The following is a 22,849-nucleotide window of genomic DNA, read 5'->3' on the forward strand; positions in this document are numbered from 1 at the left end:
AAAAGTCATGGGAACCGGCGCCATCACGCAGTATGTCGACGTCGCACAGATCGTGCTGTACGTCTTCTGGATCTTCTTCTTCTGGCTCGTGGTCTATCTGACCGTGGAGAGCAAGCGCGAGGGCTTTCCGCTCGAGGCAAGCCATACCGACAAGCGCCTGCTGCCAGGCATCCTGCCGATGCCCAAGCCCAAGACCTATCTGCTGCCGCACGGTGGCAGCGTGACGGTGCCCAATGACAAGGTGTCGCCACAGGTGCTCAAGGCGCAGGAAGTGCAGCCCTGGGGCGGCGCGCCGATCGAGCCGACCGGAAATCCGATGCTCGACGGCGTTGGCCCCGGCGCCTATGCAGACCGCGCTGATGTGCCCGATCAGATGCTTGATGGCAGTCCGAAGATCGTGCCGCTGGCCGCTGCCAAGGGGTTCAGCATCCCCAAGCAGGACCGCAGCCCGATCGGCATGACGGTCTACGGCGCGGACGACGAACCTGCGGGACCCGTAACCGAGATCTGGGTGGATCAGATGGAGATGATGATCCGCTTCCTCGAAGTCACCACCGGCACAGGGGATGCCAAGCGACAGGTGCTGGTGCCGATCAACTTCACACGCATCGGTCGCAACGACATCACGGTGCGCGCCATCCTGGCACGCCACTTTGCGTCCATTCCCGGCATCCGGACCGCGGGCCAGATCACGCTGCTGGAAGAAGAGAAGATCATGGCCTACTTCGGCGGCGGCACCCTGTACGCCACGCCGGACCGCCAGGAGCCCCTGCTGTGAGTGATCTGAACAACGGCCGCGAGTACGAGTTCGAGGCGGAGCACGGGCTGCCGGAGCCCCTGCCCGTCGGAGAGCGCGTGCTCTGGCAAGGCGCTCCAGACTGGAAGCTGCTGGCCGTGCAGCGGTTTCATGTGCGCAAGCTTGCCCTTTACTTCCTGATCATCCTCAGCCTGCGCTTCGGCTTCGCCTACAACGATACCGGCAGCCTGGCCAAGGCAGGCCTCGCGCTGGTCTGGATTACGCCGGCGATCGTGTTCGCCATGGGCATGTGGATCTACATGGCGTGGCTGACGGCGCGCACTACCGTCTACACGATCACCGACAAGCGCGTGGTCATGCGCATCGGCATCGTGCTCACGCTGACGCTGAACCTGCCGCTCAAGCGGATTGCCAGCGCCGATCTGAAGTCCCTGGCCGGCGGCTTTGGCAGCATCCCGCTGCAGCTGGCAGGCACGGACAAGATTGCGTGGTTCCACCTCTGGCCCCACTGCCGCCCGTGGCGCCTTGCACGCCCCGAGCCCATGCTCAGTCATGTGGCCAATGCGCGGCAGGTGGCTGGTGTTCTGGCGCAGGCCTGGGCTGCGGACACCGGGCTGGCCGTCAACCCGCTTGCCACCGAAGCATCGGCCCCCACCAGTGCACACACTCCCGAGAGTACGAGCCTGCCGGATCGAGGACGCCACACTGCCGGTGAGCCAGTGCTCGCAGGCAGCTGATGAATGAATCGCCGCTGAACTGCTGATCATGAGCACACACGCCACCTCACCTGCCTCAACGCGCCACCACGACGAGATCGTCGTTCCCCGCGGACCGCTGATCGCCATCACCCTGCTGCTCATTCTGAGCGTGCTGAGCGTGGCCGCCGTTCGCTTGTCCGGTCTGGAGATTCGCGAAGCGGATGCGCCCGCAGTCAAGGTGCGGACCTTGCGCTTTGAAGATCGCCCTGATGGTGCTGTGGCTGTGCTTGATGCGAGCAACGGCCGCGTGATTGATCAGCTCTATGGCGAGCAGGGCTTTGTACGCGGCGTGATGCGCGGTCTGGCGCGCGAGCGCAAGCGGCGCGGCGTGGACAGCGGCCCTGCGTTCGAGTTGATCGCGCGCGCAGACGGGCGCCTGACGCTCTCTGACCCGGCGACGGGGCAGCGCATCGATCTTGAATCCTTCGGGCCCAACGCACGCGAGTTTGCACGCCTGCTTGATGCCCCCACCCAGGACCCCGCGCCCAAAGCCGGTGCGGGCCTGCCCCCCCGATCCTGAGGAGATCCAGCATGAGTGCCGTGACCGAGATCACCAGTTCAGAACAGGCAACCGCCAAGGCCCTGAACGAAACCCTGCTGACGCCGCGCTTCTACACCACCGACTACGACGCAATGGATCGGCTGAATGTCGAGCCCGTGCGCGCCGAGTGGGACGCCATGATGGCTGAGTACGAGGGCGACAACAACCACGATCACTTCCAGCGGTCCGCAGACTTCAAGGACGAAATCAAGACCCTGCCGCCCGAACTCCACAAGGAGTTCATCGACTTCATGGTCAGCTCCGTCACCTCGGAGTTCTCCGGCTGCGTGCTTTACAACGAGATCAAGAAGCACGTGAACAACCCGGACATCAAGCAGCTGATGGAGTACATGGCACGTGACGAATCACGCCACGCCGGCTTCATCAACAGCGCCCTGAAGGACTACGGCCTGGGCGTGGATCTGGGCGGCCTGAAGCGCACCAAGAAATACACCTACTTCAAGCCCAAGTACATCTTCTATGCCGTATACCTGTCCGAGAAGATCGGCTACGCGCGTTACATCACCATCTACCGCCAGCTCGAGCGTCATCCGGAGCTGCGCTTTCACCCGATCTTTCGCTGGTTCGAGCGCTGGTGCAATGACGAGTTCCGCCACGGCGAGTCCTTCGCGTTGATCCTGCGCGCCAACCCGCACCTGCTGCGCGGGCTGAACACCTACTGGATCCGCTTCTTCCTGCTGGCCGTATACGCCACCATGTACGTGCGCGACCACATGCGGCCGATGTTGCATGAAGCCATGGGCTTCAACCCGACCGAGTACGACTTCGAGGTCTTCCGTATCACCTCGGAGATCTCCAAGCAGGTGTTTCCGCTGGTACTGGACACTGACAACCCGTCCTTCCGGGATGGGCTTGCGCGCATGGCGCGCTACTCGAGCTACGCGGAAGCCGGCAAGCAGGAAGGCGGCATCTCCGGCGCGCTCAAGCGTGGCTTCTGGTCAGCCGCTGCCGCGGGCCAGTTCGTGCGTCTGTATTTCGTACCGACGAAACCCAACGCGCTGCCCAGCAAGATCCGGCTCGCCCCGGCGTGGTGAGCGCGGGCGCCGTGGCTGAATCGCGCAAGCGGAGCTGAGGTGTCAGCCTTTGTGTTTCCCGTGCTGTTCACACTGTTTGTGTGGTGGTTCAGCACGGGCGCGATTCTCTACCTGACCGGCCTGCCCCGCTGGACCTTCAAGTGGAGCATGGCTGGCGCAACTGGGCTGCTCGTCGCGGCGCTGTGGGGCTTGGCCGCGACACGAAACCTCACAAGCGTTGCAGGCGCGTATTGCGCCTTCACCTGTGCAGTGCTCGTATGGGCCTGGCAGGAAGTGGCTTTCCTGCTCGGCTATGTAACAGGGCCCCGCCGCGTGCCGGCGGCACACGGTGCGCGCGGCTTGAAGCTGTTCTGGCAGGCGCTGCAGACCCTGCTGCACCATGAGGCGGCCTTGATTGTTCTGGCCGTGGCCGTGTGGCTGTGTGCCGGCACCGGCAGCAACGCGGTGGGGTGGTGGACCTACCTCATCCTCTGGACCATGCGTGCGAGTGCAAAGCTCAATGTGTTCCTGGGCGTACGCAACCTCAACGAGGACTTCCTGCCCGCCCATCTGAAGTACCTGCAGACCTACTTCGTGCGCCGGCCGATGAATCTGCTCTTTCCCTTTGCGGTGAGTGCATCCACCGCGGTGGCCACGGTGCTGTGGGCCGCAGCGGCGGCAGACGGCGCGTCGGCCTTCACCGTCGCCGGCCTGACCTTCGCAGCCGGCTTGCTGAGTCTGGCGGTGCTGGAGCACTGGTTCCTGGTCTTGCCTTTGCCCGCAGAGGCGCTGTGGCGCTGGGGCCTGAGCTCACGCGAACCCACTGGGCTCAGCACAGACCTGCCAGCGCTGCCCGCACAACCGGTGTCGGTGCCGCCAGTTCGGCACTAGTTTGGAGGCGTGCGCAGGCCAAGCGCCTGATGTTGCTGCACGCGCCCACCCAAGGAGTCCAGGCGCCACCGCTGTTGTCGCATGACGGGCCAAGTTGGGTTGAGTCTCCGATCAAGCGAACACCCTTCGCGCTGGAAGCCTTCCCGCGCCGGGGACTGGCGCATGAGACGAGCCCTTGAGGCTGATCCATACCGCGCCTCCGCTTGCCTGATGCGGCTCTCGAGGCACTTTGGGCTGGAGAAGCGCATGAAACAGACTTCCGGCACTTCTGCATGAGACTAGACCCCGTATTCATGCGCTTCTTCGGGCAAAAATGGCTGGAAAGCCGCACCAGACAAGCGGAAAGCCGCTTGAGTGCCGATGGCATGCGGGCGGTTTGCACTGTCCGCGAGGCATGCAAGCGGCGCGCCCACATCCGTTTTGCCGCTCGCAAAAGCAAAAGCGCGACATCGATGAATTGATGCCGCGCCTTGCTTGGGGGAGAGGCAACGGTGGACCGCTGCGCCGGAGGTAGACCTGACTCGCACGGATCGCTGCCGTGCGAGCACCTAGATTCGGACCAAGCGCCGCGCCTGCGGCACCCGGCCCTTACTTCACGTTCACTTCAACCCTGCGCGCCTTGGGATCTTCGCCCGCAAGGTTGGCTTCGGTCTGTACCGGCTTCTCCAGCACGATGCGGCTCTCTGCGATGCCTGCCGTCTTGAGTGCATCGCGCACAGCGAAGGCGCGCTGCTTGGCCAACTCCTGATTCTGCTCCAGCGACCCGCTGGCCGAGTGGTAGCCGGAGATGATCGCCTTGGTCTTGGCGTTGGCCTTGAGGTTCGCCAGCAGAATCTCCATCGTCTTGACCGTCTCGCCAGACAGGTTGGACGCGCCGACGCTGAAGTAGATCACCGCCTGCTCCGCAGTCGCCGTAGCCGGTGGCACGCTGGGCACCAGCATTGCAGCACTGAGCTTGGACTGAAGCTCCGGGTACGCACTGACCATCTGGGCTCCGTAGAGGGGCTTGTAGGCCCCCTGGTGGCAGGTGGTGCAGTTGACCTTGGCCACATCGCCCGTCGGACCCAGACGCCCTGCCGGGAAGACGGTGGTCAGAGGCTCAAGGTAGTCGGTGTTGATGTCGCGCACCATGCGGATGCCGTGCCAGGCGGTGGAACGCTGCGGCGGGCTGCTTGCCCATTCGCCGAACGCCTGGGCGTTGTGGCAATAGGTGCAGTTCACGCCGAGGCTCTTGCTCATGTGCATCATCAGACCGTAGGTGAACTCGGCCTGCTTGGTGGACTGACGATTGCCGGTGGGCAGCGCGGTCGTACCGTTGACCCGAATCTCCTTGTCCTTGAGCAGGTAGGGCGTGAAGGGGTCGTAGGGCAGCGAGCTCAGACCAACCGTGGTGGCTGGCGTGTTCTGCCCGGCCTTGTCGCCCAGCAGACGCGTGGCCTGGGCCTGCGGCAGCGGTGCGAACCACACCTGTTGCGGCACGTTGTTGCCGCGGTGGCAGGTGTAGCAAGTGACGCCCGTGTTGGCCACGTGGGTCTTCCAGTCACCGTTGATGTGCTGCGTCATCTCGATCATCTTGCGCGCGACGACCTTGGTGTACAGCGTGTCGTCCGCGAAGTTCGCACCGGCGTGGCAGTAGGTACAGCCCTGTTCAGGCGCGACCCAGTTCGTGATCGAGACCATCAGGCGGGTGAACTCACCCACGCTCAGGTTCTTGAGAACCTTGACGTTCTGGTAGACCTCACCGGCCTTGGGGCCTTCTGCCGGCACCTGTGGCGACGCCTCGGGCGGAATGTTCTGCGGTACCTGCGCGGCTACGGTGCGTGGGTTGTAGACCTGCACCATGGCTGTGCCGCGCGGCCCGTTCTGCACCGAGGTCACCGGCGGCCGCTCGCAGCCGGCGAGCAGCGCAGTGCCCAGCACCAGGGCGGACAGCGCAATCGTTCTGTAGCGAAGGCTGATCATGGCTTGGCTCCCGGCAGGGTGGTGGGCAGGGTGGCAGGGTCTGCAACGGTGGGCCAGCTCGTTGTGTAGGCCGGTGCGACACCATGCTTGACTGCCCAGAGATACCAGTTGTCCACGACGGTGCCGGTCAGCAGGATGCCGATGCCTCCCGTGAGCGGGCAGAGCACCGCAAACCACCAGGCCCAGCGGTGGATGGACTCCATCGTGGCGTTGAAACCCATGGTCCAGCGCCAGAACAGAGCGGCGCGTTCGCTGGCCGTACCGCGATCGGTGATCTGTTCGATCTCGCGCTCACCGCCGAAGCGGCTCACCGCAAGGATCGTCGCTCCGTGCATCGCGAACAGCAACGCCGATCCATACAGGAACGCGATGCTCAGCATGTGGAAGGGGTTGTAGAACAGGTTGCCGTAGCGCAATGAGAAGGCCGCGGTCCAGTCCAGGTGCGGGAAGATGCCGAAGGGCACCGCCTCACCCCAGCTGCCCATGAGCAGCGGGCGGATGAAGCCCAGCACCAGGTACAGCCAGATGGCTGCCGCAAAGGCCCAGGCCACGTGCGTGCCCATGCCCAGAGCCCTGGCGCGGCGGTACATGCGCACCCACCACAGCAGCAGAGACGCCGTGATGAAGAAGCCGGCGATCAACCACCAGCCGCCCTGATTGAGGGGCGGCAACCGCAAGCCGTACGCAGGCGGCGGCGGCTCAAGCGACAGCCAGAACAGCTGCTTGATGAACTGGATCGGATCCATGTTGACCGAGGCCAGCATGTTCCAGCCGATGATCTGGAAACCCACCAGGAAGCAGAACACCGAGGCGATGCCCAGACCGCCCAGGTAGATCGGCCCGATCTGCGCGTTGCCGATCCGACCGAATAGGTGGACCAGGGTGGCACCAAAGATGCGCTCGTTGTTGTCTCGCTCGGTGGGCAGCGGCGCACCGTGCCCGATCGGTCCGAAGACCTGGACCTGCGTGAAGATGTTCTGGTACTCAGCCATGTTCTTTTCTCCTCAGCAAGGTTCCGTGCTAGCGCCAGATCGGCAGGGCCAGCCACCAGCCCCACCACTCGGGCCACCCGCGCGTCCAGAACGGTCCGCTGATGACGATGCAGACCGCACTCCAGAACCCGCTAGACAAGGCGAGAAACAGGCCCAGCCGGTGAATGCCCAGGGTGCCGATCGAGTAGCCGATGCTGTCGCGGAAGAAGGTGTCCTCATGCTCCGGGGTCTTCACCAGCTCGCCCTTCTTGGGGTTGGTCGAAGACAGCACCAGCGCGCCGTGCAGTGAGAGCGCAAACGTGGTGGCAAAGAAGAAGCTCACCGCGATCATGTGCGCGGGGTTGTAGTGAAAGTGCAGGTACTGGTAGCCCGTGTTCGAGACCCAGTCGAGGTGGCTCAGGATGCCGTACGGGAATCCGTGCCCCCAGGCGCCCATCAGCACCGGACGGATCACCACCAGGGTCACGTAGGCAAAGATCGCCATGGAGAATGCAAAGGGCACATGCAGGCCCATGCCCAGCTTTCGGCAGATCTCCACCTCACGCAGCGCCCAGGAGCCAAAGGCACCGATCGCGCACACCGTGATGAGCTGCCAGAGGCCGCCCTCCATCAGCGGCGCAAGGCGCAAGCCGTATTTCAGGTCGGGCGGCGCGATGTTGATCTGCCAGACATTCCATGTGGGCCCCTGCGAGGCACCCCAGAGAATGAGCACCGTGCCCAGCACGGCAAAGAAGATCGTGGTGACGCCAAAGAACCCGACATAGAACGGTCCGACCCAGAAGTCGAACAGATCGCCGCCGATCAGGGTGCCGCCGCGTACTCGGTACTTCCTCTCAAAGTTGAGCATTGCCATGATTCTGTCCCCACATTGCGCGCGAACCCTGCGGTTCGTCCCCGTGTGCACGGTCAAGCTGACCTGCGCGCGGCTGGTACGTCTACGGCGGTGAAGCCTTCAGAAAATTGCGGCCGTCCAGGGTGAAGGCCTCGTCGGGCTGAACAGACCTGCCGGTCTGCCCAGCCCGAAGACCCTGCGACCAGTCCTTACTGCTTGGGCGCCGGCATCGGCGCGTTTTGCGCCGATGTGCTCGGGGCCTTCTTCGGGCCGTCGAGCCAGTTGAAGCGATCCGTGCTCAGGAGAATGAGGTGGATCATTGCGGCCAGGCCGAACAGGAACACGCCCTGTGCAACCATGGCTCTGAGTGGGTCGTACAAACGCCAAATTCGCCACATGGTGAGACTCTCCTTATTGAAGGTAGGACATGAAGGAATAGACCGCTGCCCTCACGTCATCGATCAACGACTTTTCGCCCTCTGCACCCGGTAACCAGGGTCGCCACTTCCACGTGAGAATCTGGGCGATGAGGGCAATCGCCAGAAGCACCACAAAGCTCGCCAAAAAGATGCCGTTGAACGACACGGAGTCGTTCTTCATCATCTCTTGCAGCGTGTCATTGCTTGGTTGGGACATGACAAACCTCTAGTCAGGTGGGAATTGCCTTAGTGGAACCAGGGACGCCAGATCCACACGAGAAAGTGTGCGACGACAGCGACGGCGGTAAAGCCGACGAAGCCTTGCACCCAATACTTGTGGAACTCCTGAGCTTCCTCGTCGGTAAGGCCGGAAATCGAGCCTTTTCTGTCACTCATAGGAATTGCTCCTTCAAGCTGGCCTATCGGCCGTTACCGCGCAATGCCCGCGTGGCTTAGGCAGCCGTGCCCCGAGGGGTCCGACATTCGGTGCGCCCGGCAAGCTGCCGGGCAATGAGAATGAGTTGGCGCTGGAGACCTTCATGCCGGGGCCCCCGAACGCAATGCGGCGCGTGCAGCCTTCACACGGGCGGCGGTGATCAGTGCTTCTCCGGCGGTGCGCGCGTCCTGCTCAGCGCGGTCGCGCAACTTCTTCGCTGCAGAGATCTGGACCAACACGGGCTCGGCGCGCACGAATTCATCGAGCAACTGCTGCGCTTCGCTCTCCCACAGGCGCGGCGCGTCCGCAGCGTCCGCGCGTGCCGGTGTGGCATCCACACGATCCATGTCCGTACCCAAGGGCAGGATGTGGAACAGCGCATCGAACAGCGCGTTGCAGAACTCCTGCACGAGATACGTAGCGCCCGCGTAGCCCATGAAAGGCGTGCCGGTGTGCCTGCGAATCACCGCGCCCGGGAACGACGCCGGGATATAGGCCGCGCGCCCACCGATCTCGGCGAGATACATGCGCTCGTTGTAGGAGCCGAACAGCACCAGCGGCGGCCGCTCCTGCACCATGGCACGGACTGCGGCGTTGTCAGTCTTCTGGCCGGGGATGCGCGCCACTGCGAAGTTGCAGGGCAGCCCCATCTCGTCTTCCAGGAAGTGACGGATGCCGCGCGAGTAGGTCTCGTTCGCCACAACACCAAAGCTCGCCGTGCCGAAGAAATCCTGCGTGACTGAACGCCACAGGTCCCACACGGGCTTGATCGTGGTGTGCTTCTCGCGCTCGATGAAGGGCTCAGGGTCCAGACCCAGCAGCTCGCCCAGCTTGCGCAGGAAGCGTGTGGTCGAGTGCAGCCCGATCGGCGCCTGCAGGTAGGGGCGATCGAGCGCCTCGCAAAGCATGCGGCCGAACTCGCGGTACATGCAGATGTTCACATCCGCTTCGACCAGACGGGATACATCGGCCAGATGGCTGCCGAGCGGAAAGACCATGTTCACTTCAGCGCCGATGCCTTGCACCAGGCGGCGGATCTCGGCGAGATCACTTGGCGAATTGAAGACGCCATAGCTCGGCCCGATGATGTTCACGCGGGGCCGCTCACCCTGCTTGCGTACGCGCTCAGGCACCTTGCGCAGGCCGTACTCGGACCACAGCCAGTACATCGCCCGGTTGGCACACTGCCACTGGTCTTCATCGATAGTGCGCGGCAGGAAGCGCTGGATGTTGGTGCCTTCCGGCGTGACACCGCCGCCGATCATCTCGGCGATCGATCCGGTCACAACCACGGCGGGCAGGTCGGGGTCCAGCGTCGCATGGGCGCGCTTCATCGCGCCTTCGGTGCCTTCGCGGCCGAGCTGCTCTTCGGCCAGCCCGGTCACCACGATCGGCAGCTCGTGCGGCGGCAGCGCGTCGGTGTAGTGCAGCACGCTGGTCACGGGCAGGTTCTCGCAACCCACCGGGCCGTCAATGACGACCTGCAGGCCCTTGATGGCCGTGAACACGTAGACGGCGCCCCAGTAGCCACCGGCGCGGTCATGATCGAGGACGAGGCTCATGCGCGGCCCTCCACCCGACACAAAGTCACATTCGGCATCAGATCATCTCCTCCGCCTTGCGCTTCTTCTGCAGCTTGATCACATGCCGCCGCGTGTGCTCGCGGAAGTCCGGCCTGTCTTGCGGCACGCCTTCCCATACGCCAGACGCAAAGCCCGCGCCGGTCTCGCCGAAGAAGGCCTTCATCTCGTCGAAACGGCCCTTGTTGGCGATTGCTGCGTTGATCACCTGGGCCAGTGAACCTGCCCCCGCCGGGCCCATCAACGGGCGCGCAGAAATGAGGTTCGTGAAGTACAGCGCGGGAATGGTGGCCTGCTTGGCGGCCTGCACTACCGGCGTGGTGCCGATAGCGAGGTCCGGCTTGAACTCGGCCATCGCAGCAAGGTCCTGCTCCAGCGAGGCACGGAACTGCACGTGTACGCCGCGCGCGGTCAGCCAGTCCAGATCTGCCTGGCTGAAAGCCGTCTTGGGGCAGGCGCTGCCCACGTAGCGCAGGTCGGCTCCGCTTTCCACGAGCAGGCGCCCGACCAGCAGCTCGGAGCCTTCGTAGCCCGAGAGCGTGATGCGGCCCTTGATCGGCGTCTTGCTCAATGCACCCTTGATCGCGGGCAGCCACTGGTTCTTGGCCGCGTCAATCCTGTCCTGCGCCACACCCGCCGCCATGCCGATAGCCTGCAGCCAGGATTCAGTGCCCTCGTAGCCCACAGGCGCGGACCCGACCACGGGGCGGCCCGCAGCCTCGAACTCGCGGATGCTGGCGGTGTAGAAGGGATGGATCGCAGCCACGGCGGCGCAGTCCAGCGCGGCATAGAGTTCGCGCCACTCGCGGGTGGGCACGACAGGTCCTGCGGCCAGACCCATAGGCGCCAGCAGCATGCCAACGCCGACCGGATCAGCCGGGAACATCTCGCCCAGCAGAGCGATAGTCGGCTTGTCGCTGCGGCCAGCGCGCGGCGCCTGCACCGGCCCGGCCAGCACTTCCTGCCGTGCGTAGCGCAGCATGGCGCCAGCCAGCACATCCTTGGCCTCGGCGTGGGTCGGTACACCGAAGCCCGGCACGTCGATGCCAATGATCCGCACACCGTTGATCTCGCGCGGCAGCAGCTGCAGCGGCACGCCGCTGGCGGTGGGCACGCAGAGATTGATGATGACGATCGCGTCGTACTTGGCCGGGTCCGCTTCCTGATGCACCGCGTCCCGGATGTCTTCGAACAGCTTGCCTGTGACGAGCGTCTCGGAGTTGAAGGGCACGTAGCCCACGCTGCGCCGCGCACCGTAGAAGTGAGAAGTGAAGGTCAGGCCGTATACGCAGCAGGCGGAGCCGGACAGGATGGTGGCCGTGCGGCGCATACGCAGACCCACACGCAGCGAGCCGAAGGCCGGGCACATGCTCTGCGGCTGGTCGTGCGGTCCGGCCTGCGGCGCCAGTGGGTAGTCCTTGGCGTAGCGCTGCAGCACCTCGGTCTTGCCGGCTTGCTGGGCGGCTTCGCGCATGGCGTCGCGCCCGGCATGGCAACCCATGCCGTCAGCCTTGAGGGCTTCGGGGTTGGGGACGGCGGGGTTCTGTTCGGCCATGGATGGGTCGTGCTCTCAGGCGGCGTCGTAGATGACTTCGAGCGTGGGCTTGACCACGTCTTCGCGGCCGAGCATGTCCTTGACGGTCGCAGGCTCAAGCACCACATCACGCCCGACCGCGTCGCTTGCGAACAGGCCCAGCAGTTCGTCCTGAGTCTGCGGCTTGGGGCGCACAGGCGGCGCAAGCGCCACATTCAGTGCGAGTTCCTCGAACAGCGGGCCCCACTGACCACCGGGCTTGCCGATGATGTCGTAGGACGCACTCTTGCGGCGGATGTCCTCGTGCGCAGGGATCGAGGCCAGTACCGGGATGCCGGCGTTCTGCGCGAAGGCCTGCGCCTGGCCGGTGCCGTCGTCCTTGTTGATGACCATGCCCGCCACGCCGACGTTGCCGCCCAGCTTGCGGAAGTACTCCACCGCGCTGCACACGTTGTTGGCTACGTACAGGCTCTGCAGGTCATTGCTGCCGACCACGATCACCTTCTGGCACATGTCGCGCGCGATCGGCAGACCGAAGCCGCCGCAGACGACGTCGCCCAGGAAGTCGAGCAGCACGTAGTCGAAGCCCCAGTCGTGGAAGCCCAGTTTCTCGAGGGTCTCGAAGCCGTGGATGATCCCGCGCCCGCCACAGCCCCGCCCGACTTCAGGGCCACCTAGTTCCATGGCAAAGACGCCGTCGCGCTTGAAGCAGACGTCACCGATGCTGACGCTTTCGCCGGCCAACTTCTTCTTGCTGCTGGTCTCGATGATGGTCGGACAGGCCTTGCCGCCGAACAGCAGGCTGGTGGTGTCGCTCTTGGGATCGCAGCCGATCAGCAGCACCTTCTTGCCCTGCTGGGCCATCATGTAGCTCAGGTTGGCCAGGGTGAAGCTCTTGCCGATACCGCCCTTGCCGTAGATCGCGATGATCTGCGTTTCCTTGGTCACCGGGCCGGTAGAGGGCGCATCCGGCTCGACCGCAGCTTCGGCACGCAGGCGCTCCATCTGCATGAACTGCACAGGGGCGATCACGCCGCTCGGGTTGCTCATGACAGTGCTCTCCAGTCCAGAATCATCTTCAGGCACGCGGCGTCGCTGAACGCGGTGCGATAGGCCTCTTCCGCGCGCTGCGGCTCGGAGCGGTGCGTGATCAAGCCGGTCAGGTCCAGGCGGCCGGTACGCACCAGGCCGGTCACGGCCTGCAGGTCGGCGGGCTGCCACTGAGCAGCGATGCGCAGGCGCGCCTCGCGCATGAACGCTGGTGCAAAGTTGAAGCTCACCGATCCGGCATAGAACCCCGCGAGCACGACCTCGCCACCAGGCGCGAGCCGCGCGATCAGCGTGTCGATCAGGTCAGCGTCGCCACTGACATCGACGATGCAGTGGTAATCACGGCGCGTGTCCTCATCGGGGTGAATGACGCGGTAGCCCGCGGCGCCGCTCTGGCGCACGGGGTTGGTTTCCCACACGGTCGGCTGCGCGCCGGAGAGCATGGCCAAGCGCGCGATCAGGCGGCCCAGCACACCATGGCCGACGATCAGCTCGGGCTGTGCGCCCTGCCCTGTCACGATCGCATGGTGCGCGGTGGCGGCCAGCGCAAGCAGCACGCCGTGCTCGCCAAGCTGCTCGGGGATCTCGATCACGCGCGCACCGGGTACGACGACACGCGCTGCGCTGCCGCCGAAGAGACCGCGCACTTCGCCGAAGCACTTGGCTCCCGGCACGAATACAAGGTCGCCGCTGCGCAGGCCGGACTTCGCGCCAGCCCCTGCCACACGCCCAACGGACTCATAGCCGGGAACGAGCGGATAGCCCATGCCGGGGAAGGCGGGCATGCGGCCCGTCCAGAGCAGGCGTTCGGTGCCGGTGCTGATGCCCGACCACATCATGTCCACGACGACATCAGCCTCGGTGGGCGCACTCAGGGACACCGGTGTCAAGCTGACCCGTTCCGGTTGTTCCATGACCACTGCGACCGTGTTCACACCCGCGCTCCTTGCATGGATGCGTGGGCAGCGCCCCGCTCTCCGTGCGCACTGCAGTGCCAAGTCAACATGGCTTGACGCGACTGCAGTGTTCTAAGTGTCATCTTATGATTACCAAATACAGTGTCAAGCAAAACTTACACAAGCACTCAGGTTTTGTCGTGGACAGTGGCCAAGATCACGGCGGTGTGCAGCGGCATGTCGGTGTGCAGCTTGCGAACGCCCGTGAAACCGGCCTGGGTGAGCAGGCTCGCCATGGCATCGAATGTGCGCGCGCGGCCGCGGCCCATGGCGAGCAGATAGACGCCGAAGTACGCGTCGCCCATGCGCTCTGCGCCCGGCGTGCCGGAGAGTGGCTCGGCCAGCAGCAGCGTGCCGCCGGCCGGCAGCGCACGATGCACGGCGCGCAGGATGTGCATGGCGCGTTCGTCAGGGTGGTCAAAGATCACACGGACCAGGGTGGCGATGTCGGCGCCGCGCGGCAGTTCATCGTCGAGAAAGCTGCCCCCGCAGGTCGCGATCCGGCCGCCCAGCCCGTGCAGTTCGTTCTGGACACGCGCCCGGGCCGCCACGGCAGGCAGGTCGAACAGCGTCAGATCAAGCTTCGGGTAGCGCGCCGCAACCGCGCGGACAAAGCGCCCCTCGCCACCGCCCACATCGAGAAGGCGGCGATGCTGGCCGAGGTCATAGACGCTGAAGATCTCGTCAGTGACGAGCGGCTGCGAGGCCGACATCAGCGCGGAGTAGGCCGCCACCCGCTCGGCATCCAGTGCCGCGGGCTGGCCCGGGTTGGCGGCTGCATAGGGCCAGTAGCGCGCCAGGTCACCCTCGCCCCGCTCGCCGCGAAACAGACGCACGGGGTCGGACAGATCGGCGTACAGGGCCACGTGGTGCTCGACCATCGTGCCGACAGCCTCATTGCCCACCATGGGCGCGCCAAGCTCGCCCAGGCCGATGCGTCCGCCGCTGCGCCGCTCGAACAGGCGCAGGGCCACGGCAGCATCCACCAGACGGCGCGCACCGTCCAGCGGCAGACCGGTGCGCGCAGCGATCTGCTCCAGGGTCAGGGGAGATTCAATCAGCAGATCAAAGAGCTTGAGCTGCACGCAGGCCAGCAACACCTGCGAGTACACAAAGCCGGCGACGAGATCGAACAGATCGCGGCTCTTGCGCCTTGCGATGAAGCGCGTGAACGGGTTGGACGCCACCGCACGCTGAAACGAGCGCTTGGCCACCGTGCGGTCGCGCAGCGCGAGCAGGCGGTCCATCCAGCTCGCGGGTGCGGCCGCGCTGGCTGTCGCAGCAGTGCCGTGAGCCATTCCGTTGTGCGTGTCTTCAGAGGCCATGGCGCTGCGCCTCCGCAGCTTGCGCGCAGCCCGGAGGCTGCGTCGCGGAGATCCAACGGCGATGAGCGATCGCCTTCAGGCAAGGGTTCACGCAAGCACCACCGGGCGACGCACCACACCCGCCGTGGTTGTCATGGACAGGGGCACGAGGCGCTCGCTTTCCATCTGCACCAGTTGCCGCAGCTGCGGGGCACCCGCACAGGGCGGGATGGACGCGATCGCCTGGGCCACCAGGCGATCGAAGTGCTCCACCGCGCCGCCCAAGCCGAGCTCAGCCGCGGCACTGGGGCGCCCGTGCGTGGCGTCCTGTCCGATCGGTTTGCCGAGCATCTTCGGATCGGCAATCACGTCGCGGATGTCATCGGCCACCTGGTAGGCCTCGCCCAGCCAGTCGCCCAGATAGGCCCAGGGCTCGGCGCGGGCACCGGCAGCCAGTGCGCCGGCGCGCGTGGCGGCCGTGAACAGCGCGCCGGTCTTGGCGCGCTGGTACTCCGCGAGCGAAACACGCGGCTCGCACTCCCAGGCCTGCCCCGCGACGATGCCGGTGGGCATGCCCACACCCTGCACCACGGTGCCGAGCACCGGCGCGACGCGCTCGCAATGCTGCGCGCCGCTTGTGGCGAACTGCTGAAAGGCCATCACGATCAGCGCGTCGCCTGCGAGTACCGCAAGGCGCTCGCCGTACGCCGCCTGCACTGAGGGCTGGCCGCGCCGTGTGGCCGCGTTGTCAAAGCAGGGCAGATCGTCATGCACGAGCGAGGCGCAGTGCAGCAACTCGATCGCGGCGGCCGCCGCCATGGTCAGGCGCGGGTCGTCGTTGCCGCAGGCCATCGACACGGCCATGCACAGCTGAGGGCGAATGCGCGCGCCGCCCGGAAACACCGCATGGCGCACGGCGGCAGCCAGGCGCGGCGGGCAACCCTGTGCCTCAGACGTGGTGACTGCAGACTCGAGAGCCTGCTCGATGAGCGCCTTGGATCGCATGCGAACTCCTCGCCATCGGCGGAGACTGCGTCACCCGTGTCACGCGTTCATGTCACCCGTCAATGTAAGTTGTTATAGACAGTTCGCAGAGTAGCGTCAATCGAGGTTGACAGACTGGGCGTCCCGGCGGCCTCGGCCGGGCCTGCGACGCAAGCGAGACTTGCGCGGCCGATGCACCGCCGAGAGTCTGAATTTGGCTGATAGTGATTGATTGATGAGGCTGATAAGGATGGATATTCGGGCTTCAGAGAGCCTGAACACCCCGAGATCCGCACGCTGCATGCGGAAAGCCGCCACCAGCCTCCAGGATGCAGGTTGGCTGAAATCAGCGGATCAGCATGGCCGAAAAGGCGCTATATGAAGCGCCGGTTGAACCGCGATGTGAAGCGCGTGGCTAGCCGGTGAGATCCTGCCGCCGCACGAACTTGCGCGTCTCCAGCTGCTCGACGATATCGAGCATGCGCAGGGCGCGCGTGCGCAAGCGCCACCAGGGCACCAGACTCGTGCGCAGGTGCAGGTAGCGGTGCTGGCGCGGCGGCACGGCATCGAGCAGGAAGGCGGTCTGCGCCGCCGCCGGGCTCACGCTCGCCAGCTGCGCCGCCAGGCCGGACACCCAGGCGTTGCCCAGCACCTGCAGCTTGCGCCGCCCGGAGACGACGGCCCGCACGCTCACGGAGTCATAGCGGTTGCGGGCCACTTGCCGGCCAATCTCCGCGTACAGGCGGCTCGCGGCCAGCACGCCCACCTGACAGCCCCGCGGCAGCGCGCGGATGCCCGCATCACCCCGCGCATAGAGCTCATCGGCCAGACGCAGCAGGCGCTGCACCACGCTGCCGATGCGCGCATCGAACTGCGGCTGCGCCAGCCAGGCCTCGGGGTCGATGCCCTGCTCGCGCAGCCAGTCCAGCGGCAGGTACAGACGCCCGGCGCGGGCGTCCTCGCCCACGTCGCGCGCGATGTTCGAGAGTTGCATGGCCACGCCCAGATCGCAGGCGGCCTGCAGGGTCGGGCGGTCGCGCACGCCCATCAGCACGGCCATCATCGCGCCCACCGCGCCCGCCACGCGCGCGGAGTAGGCCATCACGCCGTCCACGTCGGCATAGCGGCGGCGCTGCGCGTCCCACTCAAAGCCCTCGATCAGCGCGTCCAGCAGGCCGCGGGGCAGCTCGTGGCGGCGCGCCACCACAGCCAGCGCGCGGTCTGCGGGGATGTCCTGGGGCTGGCCGGCATAGATGCCGTCCAGACGCGCGCGCAGCTGGGCGACGGCCTGCTCGGGCGCCCCGCCGAGATCGACTGCGTCGTCCGCCAGCCGGCAGAAGGCATAGAGCGCACAGGCGGCATCGCGCGTGTCGCGCGGCAGCAGATGCGAGGCCGCAAGAAAGGTGCGCGAACCATCTCGCAGCAGCGCCTTGCAGGCCAGTAGATCCCGGCCGTCCTGCGCGGGGTCCCGCATCGCTTCCATGGGCATGACGTCTCTTGCGCTCATCGGCTGGTCTCGCAAAGCGAGCGCAAACGCCCGCGAACGTAATCAGCGCATGGTAGGCGTGTCAATCTGGATTGACAACCTGAGCAATCGGCCATCCGCAGCGCTGTGGAGAACACCTAGACCGCATGCGCCCGGATCGCAGCCCAGACGCGCGCAGCGTCTTCCTCATGCGCCAGATGCCCGAGGCCGTCCAGGGTCTCGATCTGCGCGAGCGGCTGCAGCGCATGCACGCTGCGCGCCTGCTCGGGCGAGACCATGTGGTCCTGTGCCCCCACCAGCAGCTGCAAGGGCACGGCGAGCTGGCCCAGCCGGCCCTGCAGAGGCTTCAGATCCCAGCAGGCCATCATGGCCAATGCGCCCGCGGCATGGCGCGGATTGCGCAGCAGGCGGGCATAGATCGCCCGGCTTTGCGCGTCCACCTCCGAACCCGTCGCAGCAAGCAGCTTGTCGATCACGGCGTCGCTGCCTGCGCGCCAGGCAAACAGCTGCGGCACAAAGGGGTTCAGGGCGAGCAGCTTGGCCATGGGTGAAAAAAAGCTGCCAGGAAAGCCGGCAAACGGAAACCAGGCGCCGTTCAGACTCACCAGGCGCCGCGGCGCGCATGCGCCATCCAGGCACATCTGCGCGCCAATCGCAGCGCCTGCCGAGTGGCCGACCATCAGATCGACCTCCAGCTTCAATGCTGCCAGCAGCGCACCCACCGCCTGCGCCAGGCGCGGCAGCGTGGGCTCGCCTTGCGCCACCGGCGAGGTAAACGCATGGCCCGGCAGGTCCATGCTGAGCACGTCCATGTCCTGCGCAATCAGCTGCGCCAGCGCGGCCCAGGAGTGCGTGGATGCGCCGGTGCCGTGGATCAGCACCGCCAGAGGGCGCCGCGCCCGCACCGGGCTACGCTGCACATGCCAGCGCATGCCGCCGGCTTCGACCATCTCGCTCCAGTTGCGCAGCGGCCAGTCGGTCGCATCCTGCGGCCATGCCAGCGCAGCAACCCGAGCGCTCATGCGCCGCCCTGCGCGCGCTGCGCCGCAAGCACGGCTGCAGACAGGTCATTCGAGCGCGCGTGCGGCAGGGGCAGGTAAGCCGCCTGCATCCGGTCGGCCAGTTGCTCGGCCAGGGCCTGCGGCTGCGGGGAGGTATCCACCACCAGCGCGGCCAGCTGCTGCCCGGCCAGCACCGTGGCCGCATCGAGCGCGTCCTTGAAGGCCTGCTCGCGCCCCGGCTGGCCGGTGCGGCCCACGTTGGCGCGCCCATCAGTCAGCACCACCAGCACCACGCTCTGCCCTTGCCGGCGCAGGGCCTCGGTCATCTCCGCCGCCGCCAGCAGCCCGCTGGCCAGCGGTGTGCCGCCGCCACCGGGCAGCCCGGCCAGGCTGCGCTTGGCACGCACCAGGGAGCGGGTGGGCGGCAGCAGCACCTCGGCCCCCTTGCCGCGGAAGGCGAGCACCGCCACACGGTCGCGCCGCACATAGCACTCGGCCAGCATGAGCTCGACCGCGCCCTTGGCCTCGGCCAGGCGATGCAAGGCCGCAGACCCGGAGGCATCGACCAGAAACACGGTGGTTGTCTCGCGACGCTGCTGGTAACGATGCACCCGGAAGTCCTGGGGCCGCACCTGCAGACCGGGCCGCGGACGCGCCGCCTGACGAACACGCTGCCAGGGCGCAGCGGCACGCAGGGTGTCGATCAGGTGCAGGCGCAGGCCCTGTCGCGGGTCTCCGCGGCGCGTGCCCACGCTGCGGCCCCGCTGGGCCACGCGCTGCAGCGCGCCGGCGCGCCCGGCGCTGCCCCGCTGGCGCAAACGCAGCTCGTTGAGCTTGAGGCGGGCGAGCAGATCGGCCGGCAGGTCTGCCACGGCAGCTTCAAGCACTTGGTCCGGCAGCTCGCTGACCTCCTGCTCCGGTGCGTCCGCGGCAGGTGGCGGGTCTTCTGCATTGTTCTGTGTGGGTGGCGGCTCGGGCGGGGGCTCGTCTTGGCGTTCGTCGTCGCTGGGCGGCAGTTGCGGCACGCGCGTCGCCCGTAGCAGCAGGCTCAGCTGCACCGCCTGCTTGAGCACCGCGGCATCCACCGCGCGCTCGCCAATCAGCGCAGCCAGCAGGCGTGCCACGCGCAGCACCTGCAACGGTGCGCGCAGGGACTGCAAGCCGAGGGCGGCAGCAATCGCGCACACGGCCTCTGCCTCGCTCTCACCCACCTGCACAAAGCCGATGCGCGGCCGGATGCGTTCGATCTCGGCCGCGTCCATGCCATAAGACTCCTCGCCGTGCAGATCGGTCATGCTGACCGTGCTCAGGTCGATCACCAGACTGGCCCGCTCCAGCAGCGCCGCAGCAAGCAGATCACCGTCGCCCTGGCTCTCGTCGAGCAGCACCACGCCCAGACGGCATGGCGCACGCATGGAGACGCCTTCGGTCTCGGTGACGAGTTCACCGGCATCCAGCACACCCACAAGGCTGGACACCATGGCGCGCGGCATGCGCTCGGCCATGGGCACAAGCAGCACGCCGCCGTCGACTTCGGCCAGCACGCCGCGCTGCACGACGGGCCGGCCCTGCTGTAGCGTCGCTGCAAGATCCAACCCGCCGAGCAGACGGTCCTGCGTGGCATGCAGAGGAAGGCGTCTCATGCGCTGCCCGGCCGGTAGCAGGTTCTGCAGCACGGCCAGCCAGCGCTCGCGTGCCGGCCCGGCCTGCGCACGCAGCACCAGCACCCCGCAGCCCGCGGGGTCCAGCGCAAATACCTGCGCGGCCAGGCAGGCCAGTGCCCAGGCGCTCAGCTCGCCGTCCATCGGCTGCGTGTCAGATGGGTTTGCCGCTTGCATGGCGATCAAGGTTGATGCGGCGTGCGCGCAGCCATCGGCGCTCGGTGCCTCAAGCCGCAAAAAGCTCGGCGCAGGCGCGCTCGACCCGGGTGGTGGAGCCCGCGTCATCCAGCGGATTGCGGCGCAGGCGGTGCCGCAGCGCGGGCGCCGCCACCTGGCGCAGTTGCGCCATGCCCACTTCCTCCAGCCCGTCGAGCGCAGCCACGGCACGCGCCGCGCGCATGAGCGTGAGCTCGCCGCGCAACCCGTCAGTGCCCAGCTTCATGCACAGGCTCGCGGCCTGCTCCAGCACGGCGTCCGGAATACGGACTTTCTCGATTCGCGTGCGCGCCTGGGTGATGCGCCTGCGCACCCTGTCTTCTTCCTTCTTCCACTGCGCGGCAAATCCCTCGGAATCGCGCTCGTAAGCATCGCGCCGCTTGATGACTTCCACGCGCAGCTTCAGATCGCTCGGCGTGCGTACTTCAACGGACAGGCCGAAGCGATCCAGCAGTTGCGGGCGCAGCTCGCCTTCTTCCGGGTTGCCGCTGCCCACCAGCACGAAGCGCGCAGGGTGGCGGATGCTCAGCCCTTCGCGCTCTACAAGGTTTTCGCCGGAGGCGGCCACATCAATCAGCAGATCAACCAGATGGTCTTCGAGCAGATTGACTTCATCTATGTAGAGAAAGCCCCTGTTGGCCCGCGCCAGCAGCCCCGGCTCGAAGGACTTGCTGCCCTGGGACAGTGCGCGCTCCAGATCGAGCGCGCCCACCACGCGGTCCTCGGTGGCGCCCAGGGGCAGATCGATCACCGGCACGGGCACGGTCTGGGTCTTGGGCTTCGCTTGCGGCCCACCGTTGCCGCACTGTTCGCACAACCCCGCAGTACGGCCAGGCTCGCAGTTGTAGGCGCAGCCGGCCACCACCTTCATGGGCGGAAGCAGGGCCGCCAGGGCGCGCACTGCCGTGGACTTGCCCGTCCCCCGATCACCCAGCACCAGCACGCCGCCCACGCTGGGGTCCACGGCGGCGATCAGGATGGCCAGCTTCATTTCCTCCTGGGCCACGATGGCGGAAAACGGGAACGGAGCCTTCATTCAGCACACTTTCTCTTGGGTTCAAGACAGCCGGCGCACCGGCCTGGCGAATCTCAATGCAGCTGCGCCTCGCCCTCGACGATCTTGCGCCGGGCGCGGCGCACGGCCAGCAGGACCAACACCGCCAGCACGGGGACAGCCACGCCGACCGCCACATCCGCATCCAGCTTCAGGCCGCCAGCCTTCAGGCCCTTGGCCACGTAGCTGATCAAACCAGCGACGTAATACACGATGGCCGCGACCGAGAGGCCTTCCACCGTCTGCTGCAAGCGCAGCTGCAGCTTGGCGCGCCGGTCCATGGACGCCAGCAGCGCCTGGTTCTGCCGCTCGCGCGCAATGTCCACCCGCGTCGATAGCAGGCCACTGGCCTGTGCGACCCGCTCGGACAAATCATGAAGGCGCTGCGAAACCGTGGTGCAGGTGCGCACCGCCGGCGTGAAGCGCCTCGACATGAACTCACCAATGGTCTGCAGGCCGGTCAGGCGTTCCTCGCGCAGTTCGCCAATACGTGTAGTCACAAGCTCGAAGTAGGCCCTGCAGGCGCCGAAGCGGAACTGGCTGGCCGCCAGACCGCTCTCCACTTCCGCGGCCAGGCGCGTGAGTTCCTGCAGCAGAGTCTCGTCATTGCCCACGTCCTGGGCGATGCCGTCGGTCAGGCCCGCCAAGGCGCGCTCGATGGCCAGGATGCGCGGCGACTGGCGGCGCGCGATCGGCAGGGCCAGCAGTGCGAGCATCCGGTATGCCTCGATCTCGAACAGACGCTGCACCATCTGCCCGGCCTGCCGGCTGGTCAGGGTGCGGTTGAACAGCAGCAGGCGGCCCGCGCCATCGTCATGAATGCGAAAGTCCGTGTAGACCCAGGCCGAACCATCGCCCACCTGGGCGCCGACCAAACTGTTGCCGGAAAAGTGCTCGGCCAGCACCTGGACATCCGGCGTCTGCTCCGGCGCAGCCTGCAGCACCGCCTGCACCGCGCACAGGGTCAGGCCGGGCACGCCGGGCAGCCAGTTGGGCGGCAAGCTGGCCGTGATCGGATCGGCAAAGGGTGCGCCCGACGGCCCGGGGCCGAAGAAGGTGTATCCGGAGAATTCGCCGTGGCGCTCCCACTTCAGCCGGAAGGTGCCCAGGCGCGCGCTGAAGTGCGTGGCACCTGCGCCGGGGCCGGGCACCGCGAAGCGCTCGCAAAGCGATGCGATGTGCATGCGCTCGCGCTCCCGATCATCGGAATCCACCATCACGGCGATGTAGCTGGCCCGCGCGGGAGTCTGCAGCGGCTCCGGTGGCCGCGCATGCACTTCTTCAGCGAGAACAAACCGATCCGGATGGTCCGGCGGAAGCAGTGCCATGGCAGCCCTTGTAATCGCGCCCGGTGTCAGCCAGGCCTGTCGGTGAAGTATGTCACTGAGTTGATACGGCGAC

At 66.4% G+C, this 22,849-nt stretch carries 22 protein-coding genes; 5 read left to right on the plus strand and 17 right to left on the minus strand.

The genetic code is table 11. The annotated features are described in order from the left end of the window. The first annotated feature begins 7 nt into the window (after window positions 1-7). Genes puhA through puhE form a run of 5 tightly spaced genes read left to right on the plus strand, consistent with a single transcriptional unit; the run spans window position 8 to window position 3,981 of the window. Window positions 8-778: a photosynthetic reaction center subunit H gene (gene puhA / locus ACMDW7_RS13450; RefSeq protein WP_377303551.1), complete on the plus strand. Its 771-nt coding sequence runs from the start codon at window positions 8-10 to the stop codon at window positions 776-778. Next, window positions 775-1,494 carry a photosynthetic complex putative assembly protein PuhB gene (gene puhB / locus ACMDW7_RS13455; protein ID WP_377303549.1) on the plus strand — a complete coding sequence of 240 codons (720 nt, stop codon included), beginning with the start codon at window positions 775-777 and terminating at the stop codon, window positions 1,492-1,494. The genes puhA and puhB overlap by 4 nt, the downstream gene beginning before the upstream one ends. A gap of 28 nt (window positions 1,495-1,522) precedes the next feature. Then, complete coding sequence (gene puhC, locus ACMDW7_RS13460; protein WP_377303547.1) at window positions 1,523-2,035, plus strand: photosynthetic complex assembly protein PuhC; 513 nt, start codon at window positions 1,523-1,525, stop codon at window positions 2,033-2,035. An 11-nt stretch (window positions 2,036-2,046) separates the two neighbouring features. Beyond that, on the plus strand, window positions 2,047-3,111 hold the full coding sequence (gene acsF, locus ACMDW7_RS13465; RefSeq protein WP_377303545.1) for a magnesium-protoporphyrin IX monomethyl ester (oxidative) cyclase: 1,065 nt from the start codon (window positions 2,047-2,049) through the stop codon (window positions 3,109-3,111). A gap of 39 nt (window positions 3,112-3,150) precedes the next feature. Then, on the plus strand, window positions 3,151-3,981 hold the full coding sequence (puhE, locus tag ACMDW7_RS13470; RefSeq protein WP_377303543.1) for a putative photosynthetic complex assembly protein PuhE: 831 nt from the start codon (window positions 3,151-3,153) through the stop codon (window positions 3,979-3,981). Window positions 3,982-4,569: 588 nt separating this feature from the next. Here puhE and pufC read toward each other — a convergent pair. The 17 genes from pufC to ACMDW7_RS13555 form a co-directional block, all read right to left on the minus strand. Further along, window positions 4,570-5,943, minus strand: a complete 1,374-nt coding sequence (pufC, locus tag ACMDW7_RS13475) for a photosynthetic reaction center cytochrome PufC (RefSeq protein WP_377303541.1) — start codon at window positions 5,941-5,943, stop codon at window positions 4,570-4,572. Further along, a complete protein-coding gene (gene pufM, locus ACMDW7_RS13480) occupies window positions 5,940-6,935 on the minus strand; it encodes a photosynthetic reaction center subunit M (protein WP_377303539.1) in 996 nt (331 codons plus the stop codon). Before pufM ends, pufC begins: the two co-directional genes overlap by 4 nt. Window positions 6,936-6,963: 28 nt before the next feature. Then, entirely contained in the window at window positions 6,964-7,788 is an 825-nt protein-coding gene (gene pufL / locus ACMDW7_RS13485; RefSeq protein ID WP_054124825.1) for a photosynthetic reaction center subunit L, read from the minus strand. A 188-nt stretch (window positions 7,789-7,976) separates the two neighbouring features. Further along, entirely contained in the window at window positions 7,977-8,165 is a 189-nt protein-coding gene (gene pufA / locus ACMDW7_RS13490; protein WP_054124826.1) for a light-harvesting antenna LH1, alpha subunit, read from the minus strand. Window positions 8,166-8,178: 13 nt separating this feature from the next. Further along, entirely contained in the window at window positions 8,179-8,403 is a 225-nt protein-coding gene (locus ACMDW7_RS13495; protein WP_377303537.1) for a hypothetical protein, read from the minus strand. Window positions 8,404-8,432: 29 nt separating this feature from the next. Next, window positions 8,433-8,582, minus strand: coding sequence for a light-harvesting antenna LH1, beta subunit (pufB, locus tag ACMDW7_RS13500; protein ID WP_054124827.1), 150 nt, complete (start codon window positions 8,580-8,582; stop codon window positions 8,433-8,435). Between the two features lie 141 nt (window positions 8,583-8,723). Then, entirely contained in the window at window positions 8,724-10,184 is a 1,461-nt protein-coding gene (gene bchZ, locus ACMDW7_RS13505; RefSeq protein WP_377303535.1) for a chlorophyllide a reductase subunit Z, read from the minus strand. Window positions 10,185-10,221: 37 nt separating this feature from the next. Further along, window positions 10,222-11,757, minus strand: a complete 1,536-nt coding sequence (gene bchY, locus ACMDW7_RS13510; protein ID WP_377303533.1) for a chlorophyllide a reductase subunit Y — start codon at window positions 11,755-11,757, stop codon at window positions 10,222-10,224. 15 nt (window positions 11,758-11,772) lie between these two features. After that, window positions 11,773-12,786: a chlorophyllide a reductase iron protein subunit X gene (locus ACMDW7_RS13515; protein WP_377303531.1), complete on the minus strand. Its 1,014-nt coding sequence runs from the start codon at window positions 12,784-12,786 to the stop codon at window positions 11,773-11,775. Next, complete coding sequence (bchC, locus tag ACMDW7_RS13520) at window positions 12,783-13,721, minus strand: chlorophyll synthesis pathway protein BchC (protein WP_377303529.1); 939 nt, start codon at window positions 13,719-13,721, stop codon at window positions 12,783-12,785. Before bchC ends, ACMDW7_RS13515 begins: the two co-directional genes overlap by 4 nt. 149 nt (window positions 13,722-13,870) lie before the next feature. Then, on the minus strand, window positions 13,871-15,067 hold the full coding sequence (locus tag ACMDW7_RS13525) for a methyltransferase (protein ID WP_414859567.1): 1,197 nt from the start codon (window positions 15,065-15,067) through the stop codon (window positions 13,871-13,873). 87 nt (window positions 15,068-15,154) lie between these two features. Further along, window positions 15,155-16,051, minus strand: coding sequence for a polyprenyl synthetase family protein (locus ACMDW7_RS13530; protein ID WP_377303525.1), 897 nt, complete (start codon window positions 16,049-16,051; stop codon window positions 15,155-15,157). A 394-nt stretch (window positions 16,052-16,445) separates the two neighbouring features. After that, complete coding sequence (locus ACMDW7_RS13535; protein ID WP_377303523.1) at window positions 16,446-17,537, minus strand: phytoene/squalene synthase family protein; 1,092 nt, start codon at window positions 17,535-17,537, stop codon at window positions 16,446-16,448. A 116-nt stretch (window positions 17,538-17,653) separates the two neighbouring features. After that, window positions 17,654-18,538 carry an alpha/beta fold hydrolase BchO gene (bchO, locus tag ACMDW7_RS13540; protein ID WP_377303521.1) on the minus strand — a complete coding sequence of 295 codons (885 nt, stop codon included), beginning with the start codon at window positions 18,536-18,538 and terminating at the stop codon, window positions 17,654-17,656. After that, entirely contained in the window at window positions 18,535-20,355 is a 1,821-nt protein-coding gene (locus tag ACMDW7_RS13545; protein ID WP_414859568.1) for a magnesium chelatase subunit D, read from the minus strand. The genes bchO and ACMDW7_RS13545 overlap by 4 nt, the downstream gene beginning before the upstream one ends. A gap of 49 nt (window positions 20,356-20,404) precedes the next feature. After that, a complete protein-coding gene (gene bchI, locus ACMDW7_RS13550; protein WP_377303517.1) occupies window positions 20,405-21,430 on the minus strand; it encodes a magnesium chelatase ATPase subunit I in 1,026 nt (341 codons plus the stop codon). 53 nt (window positions 21,431-21,483) lie between these two features. Beyond that, window positions 21,484-22,776 (minus strand): DUF3422 family protein, encoded by a 1,293-nt coding sequence (locus tag ACMDW7_RS13555; protein WP_377303515.1) that lies wholly within the window; start codon window positions 22,774-22,776, stop codon window positions 21,484-21,486. Window positions 22,777-22,849 lie beyond the last annotated feature (73 nt).

It is taken from the genome of Piscinibacterium candidicorallinum, assembly GCF_047549485.1.
Classification (GTDB): domain Bacteria; phylum Pseudomonadota; class Gammaproteobacteria; order Burkholderiales; family Burkholderiaceae_C; genus Piscinibacterium; species Piscinibacterium candidicorallinum.

Bases quoted from the DNA above. Each gene is read 5' to 3' on its own strand.
- acsF (WP_377303545.1), top strand. From the start codon at position 2,047: ATGAGTGCCGTGACCGAGATCACCAGTTCAGAACAGGCAACCGCCAAG.
- ACMDW7_RS13515 (WP_377303531.1), bottom strand. From the start codon at position 12,786: ATGAGCAACCCGAGCGGCGTGATCGCCCCTGTGCAGTTCATGCAGATG.
- bchY (WP_377303533.1), bottom strand. From the start codon at position 11,757: ATGGCCGAACAGAACCCCGCCGTCCCCAACCCCGAAGCCCTCAAGGCT.
- puhA (WP_377303551.1), top strand. From the start codon at position 8: ATGGGAACCGGCGCCATCACGCAGTATGTCGACGTCGCACAGATCGTG.
- ACMDW7_RS13555 (WP_377303515.1), bottom strand. From the start codon at position 22,776: ATGGCACTGCTTCCGCCGGACCATCCGGATCGGTTTGTTCTCGCTGAA.
- ACMDW7_RS13525 (WP_414859567.1), bottom strand. From the start codon at position 15,067: ATGGCCTCTGAAGACACGCACAACGGAATGGCTCACGGCACTGCTGCG.
- pufL (WP_054124825.1), bottom strand. From the start codon at position 7,788: ATGGCAATGCTCAACTTTGAGAGGAAGTACCGAGTACGCGGCGGCACC.
- puhC (WP_377303547.1), top strand. From the start codon at position 1,523: ATGAGCACACACGCCACCTCACCTGCCTCAACGCGCCACCACGACGAG.
- pufB (WP_054124827.1), bottom strand. From the start codon at position 8,582: ATGAGTGACAGAAAAGGCTCGATTTCCGGCCTTACCGACGAGGAAGCT.
- ACMDW7_RS13530 (WP_377303525.1), bottom strand. From the start codon at position 16,051: ATGCGATCCAAGGCGCTCATCGAGCAGGCTCTCGAGTCTGCAGTCACC.
- bchO (WP_377303521.1), bottom strand. From the start codon at position 18,538: ATGAGCGCTCGGGTTGCTGCGCTGGCATGGCCGCAGGATGCGACCGAC.
- ACMDW7_RS13535 (WP_377303523.1), bottom strand. From the start codon at position 17,537: ATGAGCGCAAGAGACGTCATGCCCATGGAAGCGATGCGGGACCCCGCG.
- bchI (WP_377303517.1), bottom strand. From the start codon at position 21,430: ATGAAGGCTCCGTTCCCGTTTTCCGCCATCGTGGCCCAGGAGGAAATG.
- pufA (WP_054124826.1), bottom strand. From the start codon at position 8,165: ATGTGGCGAATTTGGCGTTTGTACGACCCACTCAGAGCCATGGTTGCA.
- ACMDW7_RS13495 (WP_377303537.1), bottom strand. From the start codon at position 8,403: ATGTCCCAACCAAGCAATGACACGCTGCAAGAGATGATGAAGAACGAC.
- pufC (WP_377303541.1), bottom strand. From the start codon at position 5,943: ATGATCAGCCTTCGCTACAGAACGATTGCGCTGTCCGCCCTGGTGCTG.
- pufM (WP_377303539.1), bottom strand. From the start codon at position 6,935: ATGGCTGAGTACCAGAACATCTTCACGCAGGTCCAGGTCTTCGGACCG.
- bchZ (WP_377303535.1), bottom strand. From the start codon at position 10,184: ATGAGCCTCGTCCTCGATCATGACCGCGCCGGTGGCTACTGGGGCGCC.
- ACMDW7_RS13545 (WP_414859568.1), bottom strand. From the start codon at position 20,355: ATGCAAGCGGCAAACCCATCTGACACGCAGCCGATGGACGGCGAGCTG.